The following is a 24,610-nucleotide window of genomic DNA, read 5'->3' as shown; positions in this document are numbered from 1 at the left end:
TGCGCGCAAGATGAAAAGTTGCAATCAGATCCTGTTAATGTTGGAGGGTCTGATTGCTTTTTCTATTTTCTAACGGGTAAACGCCAGTGCGTTTTGCAGCATCTCTTCCAGAATCCCCTGTAATGCTTGCGCTTGCTCTGCGCGCCACTCCCACGGCGGATTTTCATCCATGTAGGCGCTTTGAGCCAACTCCATTTGCAGGGCGTGAACCCCCTGTGCCGGCGCGGCATAATGGCGGGTAATGTACCCTCCCCGATATCGGCCATTTTCAACGGATGTCAATGAGGTACTTTTTCTGGCCACGGTTGCGATACGTGCTTGTAAATCAGGCGAACAACTGACGCCATCGTTAGTACCAATATTAAAGTCAGGTAATTTACCCTCGAAAAACTGTGGCAAAACAGAGCGGATTGAATGTGCATCCCATAATACGACCACGGGAAACTGTTGGCGCAGTTCGTTCAGGGTTTGCTGTACCTTATCGTGCCACGGTTGCCAGTAACGGCGGCGACGGTAGGCGATCTGCTGCGCATCAGGTTCGCACCCGGCGCGATAGATTGCGCCGCCGTCAAAGCGCGTTACCGGACACAGGCTAGTGGTGGCTTGCCCAGGATACAGCGACGCGTCATCCGGCGGGCGGTTCAAATCGACAACATAACGCGACCAGTTGGCCTGAAGTACTGATGCGCCAAGGGCTGTCGCAAATGCGTAGAGTTTTTCAATATGCCAATCGGTATCGGGCACGGTGAGCGCTTCGGGCGTCATCGTTTGCGCGATATCATCGGGGATTGCCGTCCCCACATGCGGCATGGTGATGAATAGCGGCGTGTTGCCGCGTTGAAAAAGGTAGTCAATAGGCTGAGACATACGTTATTCCTGTGGCAAGGTTGCAAGAATTTCCTGGCGAACGGCGGTGAGCGCCTGTGGTGAGTGACATGGCGTTGAGGCGCGTTCTATACCGGCGGTCCAGACGCGACGGATCGCCGAACGTCGGGAACTGGCGAATAGGTGTACCGCCAGTGCGCTTTCCGGTTTTCGCCCGGCGAGGAGTGGATGGTTGGCGTCCAGTTCGATAAAATCTGCCTGCTGGTGCAACTGAATGCCGGCAATCGGCCTGCCAGAGGCTTGCGCGCCCCCGTCAGCGCTTGACGATAGAGATAGCTGGCAACGTCTGGTTGCTGTTCATCACAACAAACGTTGCGCTCGCGGCGTAGCAGACGTTGTGAGTATTCCAATTGCAGCAGTTCCTCTGCCGCATTGACGGCGATATGACTGTCAGAGCCAATTCCCCAGCGGCCTGCATGCGCCTGCCAGCGCGTAAAGTCAAAGATACCATCGCCAAGATTGGCTTCGGTGGTGGGGCATAGCCCAATCACCGCGCCGGAGGCGGCCGCGCGGCGATACTCATCAGCATCCATATGCGTTGCGTGAATTAAACACCAGCGTTCGTCAACGGCGAAATTATCCAATAACCATGCAACTGGTCGCTTACCGCACCATGCCAGGCAGTCGTCGACTTCTTTAGTCTGTTCCGCCACATGAATATGCACGGGAGCCAGAGGATCGCTCTGATGAATATGGCTAAGTACTCGGCGTAAATCGTCAGGATTGACCGCGCGTAACGAGTGGGGAGCGATACCCAACGTCGCTCCCGCAGCTTGGCACAGAGGATAGAGTTGCCGCCAGGTCTGTAGAAATGCTTCGGCATCATGCGTAAAGCGGCGCTGATGTGGTTCCGCTGGCTTATTGCCGAACCCACTGGTTTGATACAGTACGGGCAGCAACGTCATGCCTATGCCACTATTTTGTGCCGCGCGCAGGAGCGCCTCGCTCATCGCGATAGCGTTGGGGTAGGGGTGTCCGTTGGGCTGATGATGAACGTAATGAAATTCGCATACGGAGGTATAGCCCGCGCTCAGCATCTCCTGATAAAGGTGAGTCGCGATAACGTAGAGCTGCGACGGAGTGATTTGTTGCGCAAAGGCGTACATCAGCTTACGCCAGCTCCAAAAACTGTCGGATGGGTGCTGGCGATACTCGGTTAACCCGGCGAAAACATGCTGGAAAGCATGAGAGTGCAGATTGGGCATCCCCGGGATCAGCCATTCCGCTATCTCAACTCCTGTTGGCAGAGGGGCATCCTGGACGATTTGCGTGATCATTCCGCGCTCATCCCAATGAATAAGGACATTCTGATGCCATCCTTGTGTAAGCCAAGCGTGGCGCGCGAAAAGCGATTTATTAGTCATAGTCATCTTCTGTCTGAATATTGATGTCGCGTTATTGACGCGTCAGCACCGCATTAAGGAACTTCTGCGTGCGCTCATGTTGTGGCGTATTGAAAATGTGTTCCGGTGGCCCGGATTCCACAATGCCGCCGCCATCCATCACGACTACGACATCGGCCATTTCACGCGCAAAGCCCATTTCGTGGGTCACAACCATCATCGTCATACCTTCGCGCGCCAGCATTTTCATCACATTGAGAACTTCGCCAACCAGTTCCGGGTCAAGGGCCGACGTGGGTTCATCGAAAAGCATCACTGAAGGCGACATTGCCAGCGCCCGGCTGATGGCGACGCGTTGCTTTTGTCCGCCGGATAAATTGCCCGGCATGGCATCCGCTTTCATGGCTAACCCGACTTTTTCCAACAGGGCTAAGGCATGGCGTCGCGCCGTGGCTTTATCCTTATTGCGCAACATAACTGGCGCAACGCAGAGATTGTCGAGTACCGAGAGATGGGGAAACAGGTTAAACGATTGAAAAACCATGCCGACATCTTTGCGTAATTCATTAAGCTGTTTCTCCGGCAGCGGTTTCCCCTTACTGATCAGCGGGCGGCCACACAGCGTAATATCGCCGCTTTCCGGAAGCTCAAGTCCGTTGCAGCAGCGTAAGAATGTGCTCTTGCCCGATCCGCTGGGGCCAATAATCACGATAACCTGCCCCGGCATAACGTCGAAATCAATGCCGTCCAGCACAACATGATCGCCATAGCTTTTCTTTAAACCGCGAATAGAGATTTGCGGTGAAGTCGTTGCCTCCGTCGCTAGCATTATTGAACCCCTCTTTGATGATGACGTTTTTCAAAATGGCGCAGCGTAATGACGGTAAATCCCGTCAGGATGAAGTAGATCACCGCAATAACGAGATACGTTTCGAGGTCGCGGTAGGTGTTGCTAATAATCGTATTCCCCTGCTGCATTACGTCGTGAATCGTAATAAGGGAAACAAGCGCTGAGTTTTTAATTAGCGCGATGAATTCATTACCCAGTGGAGGGAGCATTCTTACCAATGCCTGAGGCAAAATGATTTTGCGCATCGCCTGCTTTGCCGACATTCCCAACGAACGGGCCGCCTCGGTTTGTCCGCGATCCACAGACAATATCGCGCCGCGCACGATCTCTGAAATATAGGCGGCGGAATAAAGCCCAAGCCCAATAACGCCGCAAAAAAAGGAAGGTAAAAGAATGCCTAAACGCGGTAGGCCGTAATACCAGATAAAAAGTTGAACCAGTAATGGCGTTCCGCGAATAATCGCCACATAGGTGCTGGCCAGTCCATAAATAAATTTTCGCTGCGGGTTGATTCGCGCGACGCCAATAATCAAACCCAGCAGGCAACTTAACAGCAACGCGCATAGCGTTACTTCGATGGTGACCAGCGTGCCTGCCAATAACGTATCGCTACTGGCAAACACGGGGGCAAAGTTAAGGTCAAGGCTCATTCTTCTTCCTGTTATTCTGTGCGACTACGCGTGGATGTTTACTTTGTCTGGGCAGGAAACCACTTATCGAGCAGTTGCTGGTAGCTGCCGTCGGCCTTAAGCTGTTCCAGCGCCGTATTGATTTCGCCGACTAAGGCGGTCTCGTCCTTGCGCACGGCGATGCCGTATTCTTCGCTGGTTAGCGGGGTAGGGAGGATCTTCATGCCACCGCGCGTTCTGGCGTATTGATAGGCGGCGGGCTTACCGGTGACGGCCGCATCAACACGCCCAATACTGACCAGGTTGTACATCTGCTGGTTTTTCTCAACCTCCACCGTCTGCACCGCTGGCATGTGGGTTTTCAGCCACCCCACGGATTTGGTTCCAGTCTGTACGCTGACCTTTTTACCGTTTAAATCGTCTGCTTTCTGGATGCTGTTATTTCCTTCTTTCACCATCACCACTAAACCGCCAGCCAGATACGGCACGGTAAAATTAACCACCTGCTGGCGCTCCGGCGTGATGTAAATTGCAGAGATGGCAATATCCGCGCGACCAGAGGTAAGGCTGGGAATTAACCCTTTGAAATCGACATTAGTCCATTCGATGGGGCGATCCAGTTTTTTGGCGATGGCTTCCGTCAGCTCAATATCAAAGCCGGTCATCTTTTGGTTTTCCATATATTCCATTGGCGGAAACGTGGCATCAGTGACCGCTTTAATTGGCGTGCCTGCCGCGAGGCTCATTGCGGAGAAACCGCACAGGCTCATCGCAACGACGATATTTTTCATGGTGTGTTTTATGATTGTCATGGTGCTCACGCTCTCTGGTTAGTATTAAAAATAAAGGGGTGTTCCGCCTGAATGAAACGGTGAGTAATCTGGTCTGCGGCCAAACGGGTGGCCTGAATCAAGGACGCCTGACGATGGGCGGCGCGTAAGGACGGCGCCATCAGGCTGAGTACGCCAAGCAATCGTTTCTCATGGGTTAGAAGCGGAACGCTGACCCCCCACACGCCTTCATCGACCTCGCTGTCGCTAACGGCATAACCCTGCCGCACGATATGCTCTAATTCGTTCAGACGCTCGGCGCGTGTAAAGCCATCCGGCCAGGCCGTCGTCAGTACAGCCTGACGATGTGAGGATGGCAAATGGGCTAGCAGGCATTTTGCGGTGGCCCCGCGGTGCAGAGGCAGGCTACGTCCCTTTTCAAAGGAGCAGCGTAGTGCCTGCCGCGGTTCCAGCATGCTGATGCAGATAGCCTCATTTTGCATCGCCACGCTGACGGCGACCGTTTCCTGGGTTTCCTCACATAATGTCTGCATCGCTTGCTGGGCATGCTGCGCCAGCAAATTTACCGTATCGAAATTAATCGATAGCTGTAAGCAGGCTGGCCCCGGCGCGTACAGTTTTTCCGTTTCGAGAACGAACCCCCAGCGGCGTAGAGAGGCCAGAAGACGGTAGAGGGTGCTTTTGGTTAACCCGGAGGTAGCCATTAATTCATTCGCGCTAAGCGGCCGATTCGATCCGGCGATCAGCCGTAAAAGCATTAATACACGCTCCGACGTCGCGACCGTCTCTTCTGATTCCGCTGCGATAGTGAAGTTCTTCAACGCGCAAACCCTGCTTGGTGATTTGTAGATATCATGACTAAAGCAGCAAGCGTGCCATCTTTTAGGAATTCATTTCCCGTGATGTGGGAATGTTTTTAAAAACAAACAATAAATTGACCATTTAGGGGCAAAAAAACCCCTATGCTCATTCATTTCGGTGAGCGTTTGAACCATTGGGGAGCGCTGGGCTGCATCAAAGTGCATGATGTGCACTGATTTTGTGCGCGCATTTCAGGAGGGGAAGGAACAAAAAGCGGATAAAAATACACGGTGCTGGTCCCACCATGTTAATTATAGGTTACAAGGCGGCTTGCCCACTGCGGAATACCCCTGAAAATGGTATGCTGGGGCGTAAATGTTGCCTCAGGAGAACCTATGTACCCCGTCGATCTGCATATGCACACCGTTGCCAGTACCCATGCGTACAGCACTTTGCATGATTACATTGCTGAAGCCCAGCAGAAGAACATTCGCCTGTTTGCTATTACCGATCACGGCCCGGATATGGCTGATGCGCCCCATTACTGGCACTTTATGAATATGCGGGTATGGCCGCGTGTGGTCGAGGGTGTGGGTATCCTGCGCGGTATTGAAGCCAATATTAAAAATATTGCCGGCGATATTGACTGCACCGGCCCCATGCTGGAACAAATGGATGTGATTATCGCGGGGTTTCATGAACCGGTTTTTCCACCGCAGGACAAAGAGACACATACTGCGGCGATGATTGCGACCATGGCACGCGGCGACGTGCATATCATTAGCCATCCCGGTAACCCCAAGTTTCCCATCGATATCCGTGCGGTTGCTGAGGCGGCAGCAAAATACAATGTGGCGCTGGAATTGAATAACTCTTCTTTTATGCATTCCCGTGTTGGCAGCGAACCCAACTGTCGTGCGGTTGCCGAGGCGGTCCGTGATGCGGGCGGGGTGCTTTCCTTAGGCTCTGATTCTCATATCGCCTTCTCTCTGGGGGATTTCAGCCACTGCGAACGTATTTTACAGGAAGTTAATTTTCCGCAAGATCGCATATTAAATGTCAGCCCTCGTCGTGTGTTGGCGTTTCTTGAAATGCGCGGAATGCCACCTATCGCAGAATTTGCCGGGTTGTAATGCTGTTAAATAATCAATAGGGTTATGAATGAACGAATTTTCCGTTTTATGCCGCATATTAGGGACACTGTTTTATCGTCAGCCGCAGGATCCGCTGCTGATGCCGCTGTTTGCGTTGATCAAGGAAGGAAAACTGGCGCAGCAATGGCCGTTGGAGCAAGAAGCCTTGCTCGCGCGGTTACGCAAGGGGATAGATATGGCGGCAATGGCGGCTGATTATCAGGCGCTGTTTGATAGCCAAACGGGTTCGGTTTCACCCTGGCGTTCGGCGTATGAGACGGATGCCGATGACGCGGAAATTCGCCTCTTTTTACAGCAGCGCGGTATGCCGCTAAATAATAATGAGGGCGCTGTCGATCATTTCGGTCGCTTGTTGCTTGCGGCTTCATGGCTGGAAGACCAGTCACAAGATGATGAATCTGCCGCTCAAATAACGCTGTTTGAACGCTATCTCTTACCCTGGAGCGACCGCTTTCTCGGGAAAGTAGAAAGTCACGCCACCAGCGTATTTTATCGTACGCTAGCGATAATGTGCCGTGAGGCTCTGGAGGCTATGCGGGAGGAGTTGGCTGAATACCGTGAAGAAAACGAACCCGAAGCGCTAAAATAAGGGCGGAGGTGACGCTCGTATTCGCCGAGGTCACCCGCTATCGGCGAAGGGATCTTAGTCCGTAAACAGAATAACGATCTGGCCGGGCTTGACGTCGATGCCCTTTGCTACCTTCTTAACCAGCGATTGCGCCATACTTTTTTCCGCGTCCAGAACGTATGCTGGTTTTTGGTCAAAATAGCTTTTAAGCGATTGATTAAGGTAGGGGCTTAAGGTTTTCATCACCGCCTGCATTTTTTCCGGCTGTACGTGATAATCCACGAGTTCCATTTCTTTGAGGTAGATGGCTCCCTGCGAGTGATCAAACACGGGCTGAGCTTTTAGCGTTAGCGTCATCTGTGCCGTCTGATTTCCCAACAGCGAGGAGATATCGACGTTTGCTTTGCCTGTCAGCGTCACTTTTCCCGGTTCTGCGCGACCAATCTGGCTAGAGAGATCGCTCAAAACGATATGCGCATCAACGACACCCGGCACACCAAGCTGTTTCTGGTAATCATTATGTTTTTGCAGGTACTCATTGATTTCCTGCTCACTGAGCGTGAGTTGAGTCAGTTTATTACAGCCGCTAAGGGTAAATGCGAGCAGCACGGCAGTCGCCGTCATCCATCCTAATTTTCTCATTACTCTGACCTCTTGAGCCTACTAAATGGTGCGCGATCTCCATTTCAGTGAAATCACGCTTTAAACGAAGTTTATGCGCACGGCGATCTATGATGGGCTCTAGACACCCACCTTTAGCCTATCAGCCGTTGGGGGGATAGGCCGGGCTGCGTAGGATAGCACTGAAATCGGCGGATGGCTTTGCCAACGAAGTGGGCTGTATAGGACACCCGCGGACTAATGCCCACCGAGCATGGCAGGTTCAATGCGGCGTTGATTGAATTGCCAGTACAGCGCGGCTAACGTCAGGAACCCAATAGTACCTAGCATAAACCACGGGAGTTGGGGCTGATTCAACGTATGCCCGGTATCAAATAGCCAACCGCCGCCGCTATAGCCTATTGCCCCGCCGAGCGCAAGTCCAAGTCGGCTAAAGCCCATATAGCTGCCTCTGGCTCTGGCATCTGCCAGCGATGCACTCAACGTTTCGCGCGCGGGTTCAGCGATAATCGACCCCACATAGAACAGGCAAATAAGCATGAGTAAGGTTTGCAGGTCGGTTGCCATCCCGATAGGGAACATGCTGAGAGACATAATGAAAAGTCCCGCCATCAGACGCTGCTCCAGGCGGAAGCGTTTTTCACTCCAGCGGGCGATAGGGTACAACAGCGTAAGTGATAGTGTGGCTTCAATGGCATACATCCATTTCACCGCCGACGGCGTCCCGGCAAGCTCATTGACCATAATGGGTAACATCAGGAGCACCTGAACCGCCAGCATGTAGTAGCCGGTTAGCGTTAACACATACATGAGGAAACGACGGTCGCGAATGACGCGTGTCAGACCTTCCACTATTGGCGTTTTGATGGTCGAGATACGATAGGCTGGCAGCAGCCAGGCATTCAACATGGCGACCATCACGAAAATGACGGCGCCGGCCCAGCAAACCACCTTAAAATCGTACTGAAGTAGCCAACTGCCGATGAGGGCGCCAATCACGGCGCCGGCGTTGTCCTGCATCATTAACAGGGAATAAAAGCGACCACGTTCCTGTGGGCGAACTAACTTGATAACCAGCGCGGTCCGTGGCGGATCGAATAGCGTGCCACCAAGGCCGGATAATGCGCAAGACAGCCACAACAACCACGGTTCATCGGCGATTGCCATGAAGACAAAACCGGAAGCGCGTAGCAGCATGCCAATAATAATCATGGGTTTGGCGCCGAAACGATCGGCAATCGCTCCGCCGAAAATACCGAGACCTTGCTGAATAAGCTGGCGTAATCCCAATGCAATGCCGACTAATAATGCGGCCCAGCCGAGATCGTCAACAAAACGAATGGAAATAAGGGGAAAGACAACGAAGAATCCCAAAACGACCAACATATTATCGAGCAATAAAAAATATTTACCCAAGCTCCGAGCTTGCGACATCAGAGGCATGTTTCACCACAATGAAGAGAAGAGGAAAATAATAGACGCGGCTATTTTGTACCCTAATTCGAGATTGGTATAGCCCATTGGGGGATAATATTTTTTTATCGTCTTAATGATATTCGATCGACATATTGACGAAAAACTCAGGCATTTCAGAAGCGACTGCGCAATAACTCGGCAGCATGGGTTTTACGTCACCGAATTAATGTGGTTATAGTAAGGATTGGCGGGAATACCGATATTTTCTGCTTTTGTGCAATAGCCACATGGTTAGTGGCGATGAATTTTACTTATCGATAACACGCGAGGCAGGGGAAAGCATGTTTGGCTATCGTTCAACGCCGACAAGAGTGCAATTGACAACTGAGAGGCTGGTGGTACGCCTGGCCCATGAGCGCGATGCGTGGCGTTTGGCAGAATACTATTCTGAAAACCGTGATTTCCTCAAACCCTGGGAACCGGTGAGGGATGCCAGCCACTGTTATCCTTCTGGCTGGCAGGCGCGGTTGAGCGTCATTAATGATATGCATAAACAGGGCAGCGCCTTCTATTTTCTCCTGCTAGATCCGAATGAAAATGAGGTGTACGGCGTGGCTAATTTCAGCAATGTGCTGCGCGGATCGTTTTACGCATGCTATCTGGGCTATTCGCTGGGCCAAAAATGGCAGGGACAAGGGCTGATGTATGAAGCGTTACAGCCAGCAATACGTTATATGCAGCGCCAACAACGGATGCATCGCATCATGGCTAACTATATGCCGCACAATCAGCGCAGCGGGAATCTATTAGCGCGTCTGGGGTTTGAGCGCGAGGGGTATGCGAAGAATTATCTACTTATTGATGGTAAGTGGCAGGACCATGTATTAACGGCATTGACGTATGCGGAATGGAAGTCTCCACGCTAAGGAAAAGGCCGAAAAGTTCGATGGTTATGGCAATGTCCGGTGGCAATTATACGCGCAATGCGTAGACTAGTCGCACCTCGCTATCAGGATGGCCCAATGGGTCAATAATTGCGCCTGAATTGTTCAGAACATAATCGATGAATTTACTTAAATCACTGGCTGCCGTCAGTTCCATGACCATGTTATCGCGCGTGTTAGGGTTTGCGCGTGATGCGATCGTCGCCCGTATTTTTGGTGCGGGTATGGCGACAGATGCTTTCTTTGTGGCATTTAAGCTGCCCAACCTGCTCCGACGTATTTTTGCGGAAGGCGCATTTTCACAGGCTTTCATTCCTATTTTGGCCGAATACAAAAGCCAGCAGGGTGAGGAAGCCACGCGTACGTTTCTCGCTTACGTTTCGGGTATGCTGACGCTAATTTTGGCGTTGGTCACCGTGGCGGGGATGGTCGCGGCGCCCTGGGTGATTATGGTGACCGCGCCTGGCTTTGCCGCGACCCCTGAGCGCTTTACGCTTACGTCGGATCTATTGCGCGTCACCTTTCCTTACATCCTGCTAATTTCACTGACCTCTATGGTTGGTTCGATACTCAACACCTGGAACCGTTTTTCGGTACCTGCATTTGCGCCGACGCTGCTTAATGTGAGCATGATTGGCTTTTCGCTGTTTGCTGCCCCTTATTTTAACCCACCGGTGATGGCGCTGGCCTGGGCGGTATTGGTGGGGGGGATACTGCAACTCGGCTATCAGCTACCACATCTGAAAAAAATTGGCATGCTGGTTTTGCCGCGCCTGAAATGGCGTGACCCGAGTGTTTGGCGGGTTATAAAGCTGATGGGGCCTGCGGTTTTGGGGGTGTCGGTGAGTCAGGTTTCATTAATTATCAACACTATTTTCGCCTCATTCCTTAGCGAAGGCGCGGTATCGTGGATGTATTATGCCGATCGCCTGATGGAGTTTCCTTCGGGGGTGCTGGGTGTAGCATTAGGGACGATCTTGCTCCCGTCGTTAGCGAAGAGTTTTGCCAGCGGTAATAACGAGGAGTACTCGCGACTGATGGATTGGGGGTTACGCCTGTGTTTCTTGCTGGCGCTGCCGAGTGCGGTTGCCCTCGGGATCTTAGCTAAGCCGTTAACGGTATCGCTCTTTCAATATGGAAAATTTAGCGCTTTTGACGCGCTGATGACTCAGCGGGCGCTGATTGCCTACTCAGTCGGATTAATGGGGCTCATTGTCGTTAAGGTGCTCGTGCCCGGCTTTTATTCCCGGCAGGATATCAAAACGCCTGTGAAAATTGCGCTAGTGACGTTAGTCCTGACCCAAATCATGAATGTGATCTTTATCGGCCCGCTGCAACATGCTGGACTGGCGCTGTCCATCGGGCTGGCTTCCTGTCTGAATGCCGGATTGCTGTATTGGCAACTGCGTAAGCAGGCCATTTTCCAACCGCAACCGGGGTGGCGGCGTTTTCTGATTCGTCTGCTGGTTGCGGTTATGGTGATGTCGTTGGTTTTATTTGGCATGCTAGCGTGGATGCCAGCATGGGATGACGGCAATATGGCCATGCGAATCCTGCGTTTGTTGCTGGTTGTTGTCGCAGGGGCGGGGTCCTATTTCGCCACGTTGGCACTGTTGGGATTTCACCCCAGAGATTTTGCCCGCCGTGGTGTGTAAGCGCTTGACCGTGTAACGCAATAAAAAAAACGCCATGAGTGCAGTGACTCACGGCGTTTTTTAATAGGTTGCTGGAAGGCGGGGAGATGCTGATTACATCTTCTCGACGGTTTCGATCCCCAATGTATCCAGACCTTGTTTCAATGTTTTTGCCGTCAGCAGCGCCAGTTTAAGGCGGCTCTGGCGCACATCGTCACTGTCTGCATTGAGGATCGGGCAGTGCTCATAGAAACTGGAGAACAGACCCGCCAGATCGTATAAATAACTACACATCACGTGCGGCGTGCCATCACGGGCAACGGTAGTGATGGTTTCTTCGAATTGCAGCAAACGCGTCGCCAGCATGAATTCACGCTCATCGCTCAATATAATTGGCCGCGTTAAGCTGTCCTCCTTTATGCCAGCGCGTTTGAAAATAGAGACCACACGCGTATAGGCATATTGCATATACGGCGCGGTATTGCCTTCAAACGCCAACATGTTATCCCAATCGAAAATGTAGTCCGTGGTACGGTTCTTCGACAAGTCGGCGTATTTTATCGCACCGATCGAAACGACCTTCGCCAGGGCGGCCAATTCGTCGTCCGCCATCTGCGGGTTTTTCTCTGCAATGAGTTTCAGTGCGCGATCGTAAGCCTCATCCAGCAACTCAGACAATTTGATCGTCCCGCCAGCACGTGTTTTAAACGGCTTACCGTCTTTGCCTAGCATCATACCGAACATATGGTGTTCTAAACTGACAGAATCAGGAACATAGCCAGCTTTACGCACGATAGTCCAGGCCTGCATCAAGTGTTGATGCTGACGAGAATCGATGTAGTAAAGCACACGATCGGCATGCAGCGTTTCATAACGATATTTGGCGCAGGCGATATCCGTGGTGGTATAGAGGTAACCGCCATCCTTTTTCTGGATGATAACGCCCATCGGTTCTCCTTCCTTGTTTTTATATTCATCAAGGAAAACTACCGTCGCCCCTTCGCTTTCAACCGCTAAGCCTTTCGCCTTCAGATCGGCAACGATGCCCGGCAGCATGCTGTTATAGAGACTTTCCCCCATCACATCCTGCTTGGTCAGCGTGACATTAAGACGTTCGTAGTTGATCTGATTTTGCGTCATGGTGATGTCGACGAGTTTGCGCCACATCTGACGGCAATATTCGTCGCCACCCTGCAATTTCACAACGTAACGGCGTGCGCGTTCGGCGAAGTCGGCATCGCTGTCATAATGTTTTTTCGCTTCGCGATAGAATGCTTCCAGATCGGACAAGTCCATCTCGCTGGCATTCTCATTTTGTACCTTTTCCAGGTAGGCAATGAGCATACCGAACTGCGTTCCCCAGTCACCGACATGGTTGGCGCGAATAACATGATGCCCTACGAAGGACAGGGTTCTGGCGGCAGCGTCACCAATAATAGTCGAGCGGAGGTGGCCGACGTGCATTTCTTTCGCAACGTTAGGCGCGGAATAGTCAATGACGATCGTTTGTGGCGTAACAGGGGTTAACCCCAGTTTTGGTGCATTCAGAGCGTTCTCAACCTGGCTCGCTACCCACTGCTTATCGAGAAAAATATTAATAAATCCCGGGCCTGCGATTTCCGTTTTTTCCGCAATGCCGTCCAGGGCCAAAAGCTGCACCACTTTTTCGGCCAACTGTCGTGGTGGCATGCCGAGTTTTTTGGCTGCTGACATGACGCCATTGGCTTGATAATCACCAAACTGGGCCTTTGCCGACTGACGAACCTGAGCGTCGCTGTCTGTTGGCGCGCCTGCGGCGATTAACGCCTGGCTAACCTTTTCGGAGAGAAGAGCCTGAATATTCACCGGTTTACCTTAAATAAAAAATCAAGCCTTGCTTATACCATATTTGCCTTTCCTCGTCAGTAGACGGGGAAGGCAACGAAAGACATGGACGGGCAAAGCTGTTAGCAGTGAGGGCTAGCTACGATCGGAAGAGAAAGGTTTGGAAGGCGAACACGACAAAAGAAACTGCAATGTATAGTAGAATAACGCTAATTTAAAACGACGATCTTATTTAAAATAAACAGCTTAAGGTTTTCTGGAACGACTGTTGACACCGATTTTATGCGAGCCTCTGGTTTTAAAATGGCGAAAAATAGCATATGCCGCAATGGCAATCAGCACGATGGATATAATGAGTAAAACCATGGTGATATCTCTACGTTATTATTTGTTCCCTTAATTTATAGTTTTTTCTTTTTGCGTTCAATGGCGTGGGGCTTATTTAAGATTCCTCCCATGATTGATAGCGATAAGTAATGTGAATGCATGCTGAATAAAATATTGTTGGCGATTGAGCAAACAGTGGTATTAGTTAATCTTTAGCATTTAATCCTTATCGCGGGTTGTTTGCGAGTTGTAACGCAAGGGAAAATTCAATTAGCATGCGTTATGTATATGATATTCTCACTATGCCAAAAGCAGTTGGTAATAGGCGATGCGACGAGGAGATGCCCCCGAGATGTTACCCGATGATTTGAAAGCGGATTTAGTGCGTTTTGAGCGAGAGTTACAGGATTTCGCCGGTGTGTTACAACTGAATTTGAACGAATTTCACGCAGACCATATCTCATTGCGTTGCCATCAAAATACGACGGCGGAGCTGTGGCAGGCGGCCTTACTTCAGTCAGGTGCTTTGCTGTCTGAAAATCAGATTAATGGTCGGCCTATCCGTTTGTTTATCATGGATGATGCCATCTCAATCGGCCCCTGGAAGATAACCTGTGTCGAGTTACCCTGGCCGGGAGAGAAATATTATCCACACGAAGGGTGGGAGCATGTGGAACTGGTATTGCCTGGTGAGGCGCAAACGCTGTGTCAGCGCGCGCTGGCCTATTTATCTGATGATGCGTTACGCACACCGGGTATTAAAGTTGCCTGCCGTTCGCCGCACGGTGAAAAAGAGCGATTGCCTAATCCTACGTTGGCGGTGACGAATGGGAAAGTGACAATCAAATTTCATCCCTATGATATTCGCGAAGTTGTCGCGAGCGAAATGGCACCACAATGAAATAATGAATAAACCGCACCACGATAACCTGACATATAACATGGATTAGTGTGAGGGACATGCGTTTGTTGTTTTCACCCGTGTCTATTTATTTTTTACGGATAAGATTAATTAAATTGTGGTTCATATCATATTTATCGCGGCGATGAATGATGTTCGTTGTGACTTCCGTCTCCCCTCGATATGAAGGTGAATGTCATAGTGGTTACGTTAACGAGTGTAATGAATATGCTTTTTTTTGACACATAAGAAAAATAATTTGGCAATTAATGGAGAGGCAGCGATGGCGAAATTAGAAGTGTGCTGTTATAGCGTGGATTGTGCGATAACCGCTGCCCAGGCTGGGGCTGACAGGATTGAGCTTTGCGCGGGGCTGCGAGAAGGTGGGTTAACGCCCTCTTATGGCGTGCTGCGAGATGCATGCGAAAAAGTTGCCATTCCTGTGCATCCCATTGTGCGTCCGCGGGGGGGAGATTTTTGCTACAGCGCTACTGAGTTCGCCGCTATCAAATATGATATCGAACGCGTTCGTGAGATGGGGTTTCCCGGGGTGGTGGTTGGCGTGCTCAATGAGGAGGGGAATATTGATTTGCGCAAAATGCGTGAAATCATGGTGGCTGCGGAGGGAATGGCGGTGACGTTTCATCGCGCATTTGATCTGTGTCTTAATCCGTATATTGCGTTGGAACAGCTCACCGAGCTTGGTGTCGCGCGTATATTAACGTCGGGACAGCAGCAGACGGCGGAAAATGGATTGCGTTTATTATGTGAATTGACTCAGCTCAGCCGTGGCCCGGTGATTATGGCGGGCTCTGGTGTGCGGCTCACGAATCTGCAAAAATTTCAACAGGCCGGTATTCAGGAATTGCACAGTTCTGCCGGCCGATGGATGTCATCCCCCATGCGCTATCGCAAAATTGGCGTATCAATGTGTTCGGATACGGAATTGGACGAGTTCACCCAGTATTATGTCGATGGCGATGTGGTGGCGGCAATGAAGCAGGCCATCAGTGCCGAGGGCGAAATTCAGCGTGTGTCGTGAATCTGTCATGCTTTTAAGTCGCTGTTACGTCCTATATTGCGCCGCGTGATGCTGGTGCAAGCATGCTGGGAGGATATAGAGAAGACCTTTTTGCTCACTTCCAGATTGGCATCTTCCCACAGCACAGTGTTTTATCCTCTCAGGATCTTTGCCGACTATTCATAATAGCAGAATCGCTGTGGTCGTTATCCACAGCATGTTAGCGCTAACTTTCGATGTCAGGTTTGCGTGCAACCAATACTGCCCTGACCGGGGCAGGGTAGCCCTCTACCGTTTTAGACGGATCGTCAGCATCGAGAAATTCGGCCAGTGATTCCGTGATCATCCAGTCGGTGCGACGCTGTTCTTGCGTGGTGGTAGCACAGATATCGACAACCCGAACATCAATAAATCCGCATTTCTCCAGCCAGGTTTTTAACGCTGCCGCAGAAGGAATGAAATACACATTACGCATTTGCGCGTAACGTTCTCCCGGCACCAGCACCTGATGTTGATCGCCTTCAACCACCAGCGTTTCGAGCACCAATTCTCCTCCCGGCACGAGTTGATGCTTCAATTGCCATAGGTGATCGAGTGGAGAACGGCGGTGATATAGCACGCCCATAGAAAAAACGGTATCAAATGCGGCAAGATCGGGGAGTTGTTCGATGCCGAGTGGTAGAACGTGTGCCCGTTGATCGTTACCCAGCAGTTTTCGTACTGCTTCAAACTGACATAAAAAAAGCTGCATAGGATCGATACCAACAGCCATCGTAGCGCCTTCACCCACCATTCGCCATAAGTGATAGCCACTGCCGCAGCCGACATCCAATACCAGACGATTCTTCAGCGGACTAATATGCGGTAGTACGCGCTGCCACTTCCAGTCGGAACGCCATTCGGTATTGATCTCCACACCGTAAAGCGAAAAGGGGCCTTTACGCCAAGGCATTAGGTTGCGCAGCAGTTTTTCAATCCCCTCTCGCTGGCCGATTGAAATATCTGGCTCCCGACGTGCCGTAACGCCGTTATGCAAATCCAGAGACGTTGGTGTCAGGGATGGAAGATGTTCCAGAGTGTTAAACCAGAGTTTGAACTTCCCGTGTAGAGATTCCCGCTGCCAGGAACTGAGTTGCGGCGGTAACGTGTTGAGCCAGTGGCTAAGTGGGCTTTTTGCGATTTGCTGATAAAAATTGCCGAAATCAATCACGCCTTTTCCTCTGCTTTCACCGCGAGTAGCGAACCAAAATTAAAACATTGAAACCAAATCTCGCTATGCTCAAAGCCCGCGTTGGCCAACCGAGCCTTATGGGTTTCTACCGAGTCGGTCAGCATGACGTTCTCCAGCATGCTGCGCTTCTGACTAATTTCCAACTCGCTATAGCCATTAGCCCGTTTGAAATCGAGATGCATGTTAAACAGCAATTCACCGATGTTTTTATCGGCGAAATCGAACTTCTCCGAGAGAATAAGTACGCCGCCAGGATTTAACCCCTGATAAATACGGTCAATTAGCGCCTGACGCTGGGAAGGGGCCAAAAATTGCAGGGTAAAATTCAATACGACCATCGACGCGTTTTCGATATCAATATGCATAATATCGGCTTCTATAATGTCAACTGGCGTAGCGGAACGATAGGCATCGAGGTGGCTCTGACAACGTTTTATCATAGCCGGAGAATTGTCTACCGCGATAATTTTGCAGCCAGGCGCACGGATATGGCGTCGCATTGATAGGGTTGCGGCACCCAATGAACATCCAAGATCGTAGACATGGCTATCTGGGCGGACAAAGCGTTCCGCCACCATTCCAATCATGGAGATAATATTAGAATAACCTGGCACAGAGCGTTGAATCATGTCGGGAAAGACGTCGGCAACGCGTTCATCAAATGTCCAGTCACCTAAGTTGGCAATCGGCACGGAAAAAAGCATATCGCGGTTTGGCATAGCGAAAAGTATATTGAGAGTAACAAAGAGGCGCGCATTCTAGCAGAATACGCTATAGCGGCATACAGTGAGTTGCCAATACATAGATAGTGTTACTTAATATATTGGCGTGTGTCGCAGGTTTAATACAACGTGAAAACCAGATACCAGGGAAGGTAGTAGAGATTGGCTGCAACCATTAAAACTAAGGCGGCGTAAGTTGCCGCCATACCCGAACGCCGCCAACGAAACTCTCGGTGGTGAAGGCCGTAATAATGCATCAGACGGCCGACAATCAATAAGGCACCACAAAAATGGATCATGATAATAAGCGCGCCGTTCATTTCCATCAGCACCAGCAGAATAGCGGCGATAGGAATGTATTCCACCGCATTACCATGTACCCGGATTGCCGTCTGTAATTCATAAAAACCGCCGTCACCATAGGCTACGCGGTACTGCATCCTGAGTTTTACGACATCAATCGACAGCTTTATCAACAAGATTGCGCCAAGCACGATATAAAGCGCACTTACCATTTTTTACTCCGTGACCTGACCGAAAACGGCTTGCAGAATAATAGCTTTACCTAACGCCACTGTCGCCTCTAAAGACCACTTTTTTTAGCGGAAATGGCGTGCATAGTGGACTTCCTTATAACGAAATAAACTAACATATCGGTGTCTTAGGATTAAAACAGCGTTGTTTGCCGTGGCCAATCCGGCGGCGCGGGTAAAGTGGGGTCGATCTCGGTGAGTAAGGGCCATAATAGCTGTGCCAATGGCGGGGCATCGCCAATATCCGGTGTATGGATAAAAAAGTAGGGGGTTGCACCGGACCATTGAGGCAATTTGTTACGCCATGAATCGAACCAACGCAGATTTTCTTCCTGCGTCTCACTACCGATAAAGCGGATCAGCGGCTGCGTTGCGGTCAGCACGGCATGGACTGGCACGCGCGGCTTTTTACGCTGGGCTTCCCGTAACGCTGCGCTGTTTGGCGCGGCATGATGAACCGGCCGGCTGTCGAGGATCACGCGATTGACGCCGCGTTGTCGTAACCCACGATTTAGCGCTTGCTCCTCTTCGCCTTTGGCAAAAAACAAAGGGTGGCGCACTTCAACTCCGTAGTTAAAGCCTGACGGTAAAGCGGCGAGAAAATGCCACAGAACGGGCAAGTGAACAGGACTAAAAGCGGCGGGAAGCTGTAGCCACAATTGTCCGATACGATGCTCAATTGGTTTAATACATTGATAAAAAAGATCAACATCTTTATTACAATGTTGCAAGGCAGCCGTATGGCTGATTGCTGCGGGAAATTTGAAGCAAAAACGGAAATTATCGTGCGTCATATCGCGCCAGCGCCCGACAACCTCAGGTGAAGGCAAGGCGTAGAAGGTTGTATTACCTTCTACACTGGTAAAATAGCGGCTGTAGTCGGCAAGATCATTTAACCCCAACCGACGCCAGGCAGGATGCTGCCATTGCGGCAATCCAATATACATTGTTGCACCTTAACGTCATTGCATCTTAACAAGGTATCGGCAATTATCCCGTAATTTCCCAGCCAGCGCGAGTGAGCCGAGTTTCCTCGTTTATAATATCTCATCAGCCCATTGCGTTGCTTCCATAATCATAATAAAAAAGGTGCTCTCATCGATGCCCAATTGCGCCAAAATCGGCGCTAGCGCTTCCCATTCTTGCTGCTCATATTTAGCAATCAACGTCAGATACACGGCAAAGTCTCCCGAATGATCCAACAGGCTCTGGTTAATTTTTTCTGATAGTGCAATTTGCGACAGTAGCAACGGCATTGGCGCATCTAATACGGCATCAAGCAGCGACAATAAGCCGCATAAAAATGCTTCGGTCGTATCTTCCCCGGTATTATATGAAGCGTACAGTAACTCGAAAAATCTGGCGCGAATTAGGCTGGCACGATAGAGTTCGCCAGGTTTATTTTTATTGCAATGCGTTATGCTGATTAACGAGACGAAACGTTTTAGTTCTCGCGGACCAAGCAACATCGCCACAGAACGAAAAGGTATTGACGTTGTCGTGATGCCAAAACGAGTATGATATTTAATGTTGGTAATGTGGCGCATCAATTTATAATAAAGCGACAAATCGGCACAGACCAGTTCTTCTATCTTCGCATAGTCGATCTCCGGTTTATTGACCTCTCTCAGCAGCCTGATGGTATTATCGAAACGGCTAACCAATTTCTTCGATTGAATCATTTCTGGTCGGCTGAAAAAATATCCTTGGAAAAGGGAGATGCCCAGATTTTTACTGTGCAGGAATTGCTCATGCGTCTCCACTTTCTCGGCCAGATATTGTAAATTCGGCAGTGAAATTCTGTTGATAAAACGCTCAATGTCGCTGAAATTAGATCGATGCAAATCAAATTTGATGACATCAATGTAAGGCAAAAAGCGATCCCATTCCGGTGACATCGAAAAATCATCAAGGGCAATCTTGAAAGCTTTTCTTTTTAATTTTTTTACCGCGCTGAGCAGAGCATTGTCGGGGACTGCATTTTCAAGAATTTCGATAACTACCTTTTCGTGCGGCAGGACTTCCGCGTGGCCGTTAATCAGCATCTGATAAGGGAAATTAATATAATATGGTTTTTCTACGATATTTTTTGTTAATGGATTCGTCAGAAACTGATCCGAAATAAGCTGTGCGGTCGCAAATTCCGGACTGACATCAGGGAATTGATTGGTGACATCCATACGGAAAAGCAGTTCGTAGGCGACGGTTTGGCGGCGCAGGTTCAAAATAGGCTGGCGGGCGACAAAGGAATACATACTTGCTCTCCATGTAAACTACACACATTAGTTGATAATGGAAAAGCGCTTTTTTATTACGTCTTATAAACACAACGTGTGACTGAGCTATACTAGCAGATTTTAATAAAAGGGAAACGTGGTTTCCCTAAATCCCCATGCTCTGGATATTATCTTCTTTGTGCCAGCGCGCTGCCGCAGCGTGTTTTACTGCGACGTCAACGCCCAGAGAAGGCCAACGGCGGTATACTCACATTGCGCTGTTTCCCGACCACGCTTATGCAACAACGTAACGCGAACAAAAGAACATTATGTTAACCGGAAGAGACATTTCGTAAAAAGAGTAGGCGACTACGTCGCAGAGCGCTACCTTCATGCTTATCGTTCGGGCGAATATCCTTTATAATAACCGCCTTTTTTCACCGGGCACTAACCCAGAAAAATCATGCCGTACAGCGAAATTGCCTTTGTTTTTGCGTTGTGATCTACCGTGAAAAGTAATCCTCTGTAACAACGAGTGAGCTGACGGATGAGTAAAAGGACATCGTGATGCGTACTAATTATTGCGGGCAGTTGAATTCGTCCCATGTGGGCCAGGAAGTGACATTGTGCGGTTGGGTTAACCGCCGCCGCGATCTGGGTGGTTTGATTTTTATTGACATGCGTGACAGAGAAGGGCTGGTTCAGGTATTTTTTGACCCAGACCGCCAGGACGCATTTAAATTGGCGTCCGAGTTACGAAACGAGTTCTGCATCCAACTTACCGGCGTGGTTCGCGCGCGTCCTGAAAGCCAGGTTAATAAAGAGATGGCGACGGGGGAAGTGGAGGTTTTTGCCAGCGGGCTGACGATCATTAACCGTTCGGAAGCGTTACCGTTGGATTCGAACCAAACCAACACTGAAGAAGCCCGTCTGAAATATCGCTATCTGGATTTGCGTCGTCCCGAAATGGCGCAACGCCTGAAGGCGCGAGCACGTATTACCAGTTTTGTCCGTCGTTTTATGGATGACCATGGTTTTCTGGACATCGAAACACCAATGTTGACAAAAGCAACGCCTGAAGGCGCACGCGATTATTTGGTTCCGAGCCGTGTGCATAAAGGCAAATTTTATGCGTTGCCGCAGTCTCCTCAATTGTTTAAACAGTTGCTAATGATGTCCGGTTTTGATCGCTATTATCAGATCGTCAAATGTTTCCGTGACGAAGATTTACGTGCCGACAGGCAGCCGGAATTTACCCAAATTGATGTCGAAACCTCTTTCATGACCGCGCCGCAGGTGCGCGAAGTGATGGAGAAACTGGTGCGTGCGCTATGGCTGGATATTAAAGGCGTCGAACTGGGCGATTTCCCAATCATGACGTTTGCCGAAGCCATGCGTCGCTTCGGTTCCGACAAGCCTGATTTGCGTAATCCGCTGGAATTAATTGATGTCGCCGATCTGGTTAAAGACCTCGAATTCAAGGTGTTCTCTGGTCCGGCAAATGATGCTAAAGGTCGCGTTGCCGCTATCCGCGTCCCTGGCGGCGCACGACTAAGCCGTAAACAGATTGATGAATATGGCAAGTTTATTGAAATCTATGGCGCGAAAGGCCTTGCTTATATCAAGGTCAACGAGCTGGCTAAGGGCCTGGAAGGTGTTCAAAGTCCGGTAGCGAAATTTTTAAACGCTGACACGCTGTCTGCATTATTGGCGCGTACGGCGGCTCAGGATGGCGATATTCTGTTCTTCGGCGCGGACAGTGAGAAGGTGGTAACCGATGCATTGGGTGCGCTGCGTCTTAAGCTGGGGCGCGACCTTAACCTGACGGAAGACAATAGTTGGAAGCCGCTTTGGGTGGTCGATTTCCCGATGTTTGAAGACGATGGCGAAGGGGGGCTTACCGCGATGCACCATCCGTTTACCGCGCCGCGCGACATGCTGCCTTCAGAACTGGCTGCGAACCCCGCTTCGGCGATTGCCAACGCTTATGATATGGTGATTAATGGTTATGAAGTAGGCGGCGGTTCCGTGCGTATACACAACGGCGAGATGCAGCAAACGGTATTCGGCATTTTGGGCATTACCGAGCAAGAGCAGCGTGAGAAATTTGGTTTCTTATTGGATGCGCTAAAATATGGTACGCCACCACACGCCGGGCTGGCGTTTGGTCTTGACCGTTTAGTGATGTTGCTGACGGGCACCGATAATATTCGTGACGTTATTGCCTTCCCGAAAACGACGGCGGCAGCGTGTCTGATGACGGAGGCGCCAAACTTCGCCAACCCGGCTTCGCTGGAAGAGCTTGGCATTGCGGTAGCGGTGAAAGGGAAAGCGGCGCAGGATGGAAAATCCGACAACGAGTAAAAGAGTCTATAAGCGGCCTGTTTCGGTACTGGTTGTGATTTATGCCAGCGACACCGGACGGGTGCTGATGTTGCAGCGGCGTGACGATCCTGAATTCTGGCAATCGGTTACGGGTAGCATAGAAGAAGGGGAAAGCGCGTCGTATGCTGCACAGCGTGAAGTTAAAGAAGAAGTTAACATCGATATATCCGCAGAAGCGTTATCACTCTTTGACTGTCAGCGCTGTATTGAGTTTGAGCTATTCGCTCATTTGAGACATCGCTATGCGCCGGGAGTCACGCACAATACCGAGCATTGGTTTTGTCTGGCGTTACCTGCTGAGCGCGAGGTGCAATTATCCGAGCACCTGGCTTACCAGTGGCTTGATGTGCCGCGTGCGGCCCAGTTGACCAAGTCCTGGAGCAACCGGCAAGCGATTGAGGAATTTGTTATTTATCCGGCCTAACAGGCTTTTTTCGGAGATTTTTATGGCAGGTCATAGTAAGTGGGCTAACACAAAGCATCGTAAAGCAGCACAGGACGCTAAACGCGGTAAAATCTTTACCAAGATTATCCGTGAATTGGTTACCGCCGCCCGTCTGGGCGGTGGCGATCCAGGGTCTAACCCACGTCTGCGCGCCGCGATCGATAAAGCCCTGTCCAACAATATGACGCGCGATACGTTGAACCGCGCAATTGCCCGTGGTGTAGGGGGGGATGATGAAGCCAATATGGAAACCATCATCTATGAAGGTTATGGTCCGGGTGGTGCGGCAGTCATGGTGGAATGCCTCAGTGACAACCGTAATCGCACCGTTTCCGAAGTGCGTCACGCCTTTACTAAGACGGGCGGTAACTTGGGGACAGACGGTTCCGTATCGTACCTTTTCACGAAGAAAGGCGTCATTTCGTATGCCCCCGGTCTGGATGAAGACACGGTGATGGATGCTGCTTTAGAGGCCGGGGCAGATGATGTCGTGACCTATGACGACGGGGCGATTGACGTCTTTACGCCGTGGGAAACCTTTGGTGATGTGAAAGATGCGTTGGATGCGGCAGGCCTGAAAGCGGAATCAGCGGAAGTCGCGATGATTCCGTCGACCAAAGCGGAGTTGGATGCGGAAACGGCACCGAAGTTGATGCGTCTAATTGACATGTTGGAAGATTGCGACGATGTTCAAGAGGTTTACCACAACGGTGAGATCTCTGATGAGGTGGCCGACCTGCTTTAAAGGCAACTCGTTGATGCAAAATAGATATTGCGACTCAGAAGAGCGAATTGGCGGCGTGCTGCGATGACAATCATCGTCGGCATCGATCCTGGTTCGCGCGTAACGGGTTACGGTATTATCCGTCAACAGGGACGCCATCTGACCTATCTTGGTAGCGGCTGCATTCGTACCGTGGTGGATGATATGCCCACGCGGCTTAAGCTAATTTATGCCGGAGTCAGTGAAATCATTACGCAATTTCGCCCTGACTGCATGGCGATCGAGCAGGTTTTCATGGCGAAGAACCCGGATTCAGCGCTGAAGCTGGGTCAGGCTCGCGGCGTGGCTATTGTCGCCGGTGTTAATCAGGCGCTGCCCGTCTTCGAGTATGCGGCACGCTTGGTTAAGCAGACCGTGGTAGGTACGGGTGCGGCAGATAAAAAGCAGGTGCAACATATGGTGCGCGCGCTATTGAAATTATCGGCCAGCCCACAGGCGGATGCTGCCGATGCCTTGGCAATAGCCATTACGCACTGTCACTTTAACCAAAGTCTGCTGCGAACGGCAGAGGTGAAAGTGAGCCCATTGGCGGGAAGGCTGCGTTGAAACGGGAGGCTGGATATTCATCCAGCCTTTTTTATGCTA

General features: G+C 50.5%; 23 protein-coding genes and 1 pseudogene. 10 read left to right on the top strand and 14 right to left on the bottom strand.

The genetic code is table 11. From position 1 onward, the window contains the following. Positions 1-69: 69 nt before the first annotated feature. The 6 genes and pseudogenes from hutG to RFN81_RS10505 form a co-directional block, all read right to left on the bottom strand. The gene (gene hutG, locus RFN81_RS10530; protein WP_264495803.1) at positions 70-867 is read right to left on the bottom strand and encodes an N-formylglutamate deformylase; all 798 of its coding nucleotides are present in this window, start codon (positions 865-867) and stop codon (positions 70-72) included. Positions 868-870: 3 nt separating this feature from the next. Then, positions 871-2,249: pseudogene (locus RFN81_RS10525) on the bottom strand (formimidoylglutamate deiminase). A gap of 31 nt (positions 2,250-2,280) precedes the next feature. Beyond that, positions 2,281-3,057 (bottom strand): amino acid ABC transporter ATP-binding protein, encoded by a 777-nt coding sequence (locus RFN81_RS10520; RefSeq protein ID WP_264495801.1) that lies wholly within the window; start codon positions 3,055-3,057, stop codon positions 2,281-2,283. Continuing rightward, on the bottom strand, positions 3,057-3,728 hold the full coding sequence (locus tag RFN81_RS10515) for an amino acid ABC transporter permease (protein ID WP_264495800.1): 672 nt from the start codon (positions 3,726-3,728) through the stop codon (positions 3,057-3,059). The genes RFN81_RS10520 and RFN81_RS10515 overlap by 1 nt, the downstream gene beginning before the upstream one ends. Positions 3,729-3,766: 38 nt before the next feature. After that, positions 3,767-4,519 carry a transporter substrate-binding domain-containing protein gene (locus RFN81_RS10510; RefSeq protein WP_264495799.1) on the bottom strand — a complete coding sequence of 251 codons (753 nt, stop codon included), beginning with the start codon at positions 4,517-4,519 and terminating at the stop codon, positions 3,767-3,769. A 5-nt stretch (positions 4,520-4,524) separates the two neighbouring features. Next, entirely contained in the window at positions 4,525-5,319 is a 795-nt protein-coding gene (locus tag RFN81_RS10505) for an IclR family transcriptional regulator (protein WP_264495798.1), read from the bottom strand. 375 nt (positions 5,320-5,694) lie between these two features. Here RFN81_RS10505 and RFN81_RS10500 point away from each other — a divergent pair, with 375 nt between their 5' ends. Then, entirely contained in the window at positions 5,695-6,432 is a 738-nt protein-coding gene (locus tag RFN81_RS10500; protein WP_264495797.1) for a phosphatase, read from the top strand. 28 nt (positions 6,433-6,460) lie between these two features. Further along, on the top strand, positions 6,461-7,042 hold the full coding sequence (locus RFN81_RS10495) for a TorD/DmsD family molecular chaperone (protein WP_264495796.1): 582 nt from the start codon (positions 6,461-6,463) through the stop codon (positions 7,040-7,042). A gap of 54 nt (positions 7,043-7,096) precedes the next feature. On the opposite strand, the gene RFN81_RS10490 is transcribed toward RFN81_RS10495, so the two are convergent. Then, positions 7,097-7,663 carry a lipoprotein gene (locus tag RFN81_RS10490; protein ID WP_264495795.1) on the bottom strand — a complete coding sequence of 189 codons (567 nt, stop codon included), beginning with the start codon at positions 7,661-7,663 and terminating at the stop codon, positions 7,097-7,099. A gap of 216 nt (positions 7,664-7,879) precedes the next feature. Next, the gene (gene mdtH / locus RFN81_RS10485) at positions 7,880-9,085 is read right to left on the bottom strand and encodes a multidrug efflux MFS transporter MdtH (RefSeq protein WP_264495794.1); all 1,206 of its coding nucleotides are present in this window, start codon (positions 9,083-9,085) and stop codon (positions 7,880-7,882) included. Positions 9,086-9,399: 314 nt separating this feature from the next. Between mdtH and rimJ the strand changes: the two genes are divergently transcribed. Then, complete coding sequence (rimJ, locus tag RFN81_RS10480) at positions 9,400-9,984, top strand: ribosomal protein S5-alanine N-acetyltransferase (RefSeq protein ID WP_264495793.1); 585 nt, start codon at positions 9,400-9,402, stop codon at positions 9,982-9,984. 137 nt (positions 9,985-10,121) lie between these two features. Further along, the gene (gene murJ / locus RFN81_RS10475) at positions 10,122-11,657 is read left to right on the top strand and encodes a murein biosynthesis integral membrane protein MurJ (RefSeq protein WP_264495792.1); all 1,536 of its coding nucleotides are present in this window, start codon (positions 10,122-10,124) and stop codon (positions 11,655-11,657) included. Positions 11,658-11,750: 93 nt separating this feature from the next. Here murJ and argS read toward each other — a convergent pair whose 3' ends face one another. Then, positions 11,751-13,481, bottom strand: a complete 1,731-nt coding sequence (gene argS, locus RFN81_RS10470; protein WP_264495791.1) for an arginine--tRNA ligase — start codon at positions 13,479-13,481, stop codon at positions 11,751-11,753. Positions 13,482-14,139: 658 nt separating this feature from the next. Between argS and RFN81_RS10465 the strand changes: the two genes are divergently transcribed. Both RFN81_RS10465 and cutC read left to right on the top strand, forming a co-directional pair. Further along, positions 14,140-14,688 (top strand): VOC family protein, encoded by a 549-nt coding sequence (locus RFN81_RS10465; protein WP_264495790.1) that lies wholly within the window; start codon positions 14,140-14,142, stop codon positions 14,686-14,688. Positions 14,689-14,971: 283 nt separating this feature from the next. Beyond that, on the top strand, positions 14,972-15,730 hold the full coding sequence (gene cutC, locus RFN81_RS10460) for a copper homeostasis protein CutC (RefSeq protein WP_264495789.1): 759 nt from the start codon (positions 14,972-14,974) through the stop codon (positions 15,728-15,730). A gap of 205 nt (positions 15,731-15,935) precedes the next feature. Here the strand turns inward: cutC and cmoB are convergent, their stop codons facing one another. The 5 genes from cmoB to RFN81_RS10435 form a co-directional block, all read right to left on the bottom strand. Then, positions 15,936-16,919 carry a tRNA 5-methoxyuridine(34)/uridine 5-oxyacetic acid(34) synthase CmoB gene (cmoB, locus tag RFN81_RS10455; protein WP_264495788.1) on the bottom strand — a complete coding sequence of 328 codons (984 nt, stop codon included), beginning with the start codon at positions 16,917-16,919 and terminating at the stop codon, positions 15,936-15,938. After that, positions 16,916-17,659, bottom strand: a complete 744-nt coding sequence (gene cmoA, locus RFN81_RS10450) for a carboxy-S-adenosyl-L-methionine synthase CmoA (RefSeq protein WP_264495787.1) — start codon at positions 17,657-17,659, stop codon at positions 16,916-16,918. Before cmoA ends, cmoB begins: the two co-directional genes overlap by 4 nt. 122 nt (positions 17,660-17,781) lie before the next feature. Then, a complete protein-coding gene (locus RFN81_RS10445; protein ID WP_264495786.1) occupies positions 17,782-18,177 on the bottom strand; it encodes an MAPEG family protein in 396 nt (131 codons plus the stop codon). 152 nt (positions 18,178-18,329) lie between these two features. Next, on the bottom strand, positions 18,330-19,142 hold the full coding sequence (locus tag RFN81_RS10440) for a DUF72 domain-containing protein (RefSeq protein WP_264495785.1): 813 nt from the start codon (positions 19,140-19,142) through the stop codon (positions 18,330-18,332). A 90-nt stretch (positions 19,143-19,232) separates the two neighbouring features. Continuing rightward, entirely contained in the window at positions 19,233-20,450 is a 1,218-nt protein-coding gene (locus RFN81_RS10435) for an EAL and HDOD domain-containing protein (protein ID WP_264495784.1), read from the bottom strand. A 528-nt stretch (positions 20,451-20,978) separates the two neighbouring features. Between RFN81_RS10435 and aspS the strand changes: the two genes are divergently transcribed. The 4 genes from aspS to ruvC all read left to right on the top strand — a co-directional run bounded on the left by aspS (position 20,979) and on the right by ruvC (position 24,571). Beyond that, entirely contained in the window at positions 20,979-22,775 is a 1,797-nt protein-coding gene (aspS, locus tag RFN81_RS10430; RefSeq protein WP_264495783.1) for an aspartate--tRNA ligase, read from the top strand. Continuing rightward, entirely contained in the window at positions 22,753-23,220 is a 468-nt protein-coding gene (nudB, locus tag RFN81_RS10425; protein WP_264495782.1) for a dihydroneopterin triphosphate diphosphatase, read from the top strand. Before aspS ends, nudB begins: the two co-directional genes overlap by 23 nt. A gap of 22 nt (positions 23,221-23,242) precedes the next feature. Continuing rightward, the gene (locus RFN81_RS10420) at positions 23,243-23,986 is read left to right on the top strand and encodes a YebC/PmpR family DNA-binding transcriptional regulator (protein ID WP_264495781.1); all 744 of its coding nucleotides are present in this window, start codon (positions 23,243-23,245) and stop codon (positions 23,984-23,986) included. Positions 23,987-24,049: 63 nt separating this feature from the next. Continuing rightward, positions 24,050-24,571: a crossover junction endodeoxyribonuclease RuvC gene (ruvC, locus tag RFN81_RS10415; protein ID WP_264495780.1), complete on the top strand. Its 522-nt coding sequence runs from the start codon at positions 24,050-24,052 to the stop codon at positions 24,569-24,571. Positions 24,572-24,610: the final 39 nt, after the last annotated feature.

The sequence above is a fragment of the Pectobacterium cacticida genome, assembly GCF_036885195.1.
Classification (GTDB): domain Bacteria; phylum Pseudomonadota; class Gammaproteobacteria; order Enterobacterales; family Enterobacteriaceae; genus Pectobacterium; species Pectobacterium cacticida.
This window is presented reverse-complemented; position numbering and strand designations above follow the sequence as displayed.

Bases quoted from the DNA above. Each gene is read 5' to 3' on its own strand.
- RFN81_RS10445 (WP_264495786.1), bottom strand. From the start codon at position 18,177: ATGGTAAGTGCGCTTTATATCGTGCTTGGCGCAATCTTGTTGATAAAG.
- RFN81_RS10435 (WP_264495784.1), bottom strand. From the start codon at position 20,450: ATGTATTCCTTTGTCGCCCGCCAGCCTATTTTGAACCTGCGCCGCCAA.
- mdtH (WP_264495794.1), bottom strand. From the start codon at position 9,085: ATGCCTCTGATGTCGCAAGCTCGGAGCTTGGGTAAATATTTTTTATTG.
- RFN81_RS10495 (WP_264495796.1), top strand. From the start codon at position 6,461: ATGAACGAATTTTCCGTTTTATGCCGCATATTAGGGACACTGTTTTAT.
- aspS (WP_264495783.1), top strand. From the start codon at position 20,979: ATGCGTACTAATTATTGCGGGCAGTTGAATTCGTCCCATGTGGGCCAG.
- rimJ (WP_264495793.1), top strand. From the start codon at position 9,400: ATGTTTGGCTATCGTTCAACGCCGACAAGAGTGCAATTGACAACTGAG.
- cmoA (WP_264495787.1), bottom strand. From the start codon at position 17,659: ATGCCAAACCGCGATATGCTTTTTTCCGTGCCGATTGCCAACTTAGGT.
- RFN81_RS10520 (WP_264495801.1), bottom strand. From the start codon at position 3,057: ATGCTAGCGACGGAGGCAACGACTTCACCGCAAATCTCTATTCGCGGT.
- RFN81_RS10515 (WP_264495800.1), bottom strand. From the start codon at position 3,728: ATGAGCCTTGACCTTAACTTTGCCCCCGTGTTTGCCAGTAGCGATACG.
- RFN81_RS10510 (WP_264495799.1), bottom strand. From the start codon at position 4,519: ATGACAATCATAAAACACACCATGAAAAATATCGTCGTTGCGATGAGC.
- RFN81_RS10500 (WP_264495797.1), top strand. From the start codon at position 5,695: ATGTACCCCGTCGATCTGCATATGCACACCGTTGCCAGTACCCATGCG.
- nudB (WP_264495782.1), top strand. From the start codon at position 22,753: ATGGAAAATCCGACAACGAGTAAAAGAGTCTATAAGCGGCCTGTTTCG.
- murJ (WP_264495792.1), top strand. From the start codon at position 10,122: ATGAATTTACTTAAATCACTGGCTGCCGTCAGTTCCATGACCATGTTA.
- hutG (WP_264495803.1), bottom strand. From the start codon at position 867: ATGTCTCAGCCTATTGACTACCTTTTTCAACGCGGCAACACGCCGCTA.
- RFN81_RS10440 (WP_264495785.1), bottom strand. From the start codon at position 19,142: ATGTATATTGGATTGCCGCAATGGCAGCATCCTGCCTGGCGTCGGTTG.
- cutC (WP_264495789.1), top strand. From the start codon at position 14,972: ATGGCGAAATTAGAAGTGTGCTGTTATAGCGTGGATTGTGCGATAACC.
- ruvC (WP_264495780.1), top strand. From the start codon at position 24,050: ATGACAATCATCGTCGGCATCGATCCTGGTTCGCGCGTAACGGGTTAC.
- RFN81_RS10490 (WP_264495795.1), bottom strand. From the start codon at position 7,663: ATGAGAAAATTAGGATGGATGACGGCGACTGCCGTGCTGCTCGCATTT.
- RFN81_RS10465 (WP_264495790.1), top strand. From the start codon at position 14,140: ATGTTACCCGATGATTTGAAAGCGGATTTAGTGCGTTTTGAGCGAGAG.
- RFN81_RS10420 (WP_264495781.1), top strand. From the start codon at position 23,243: ATGGCAGGTCATAGTAAGTGGGCTAACACAAAGCATCGTAAAGCAGCA.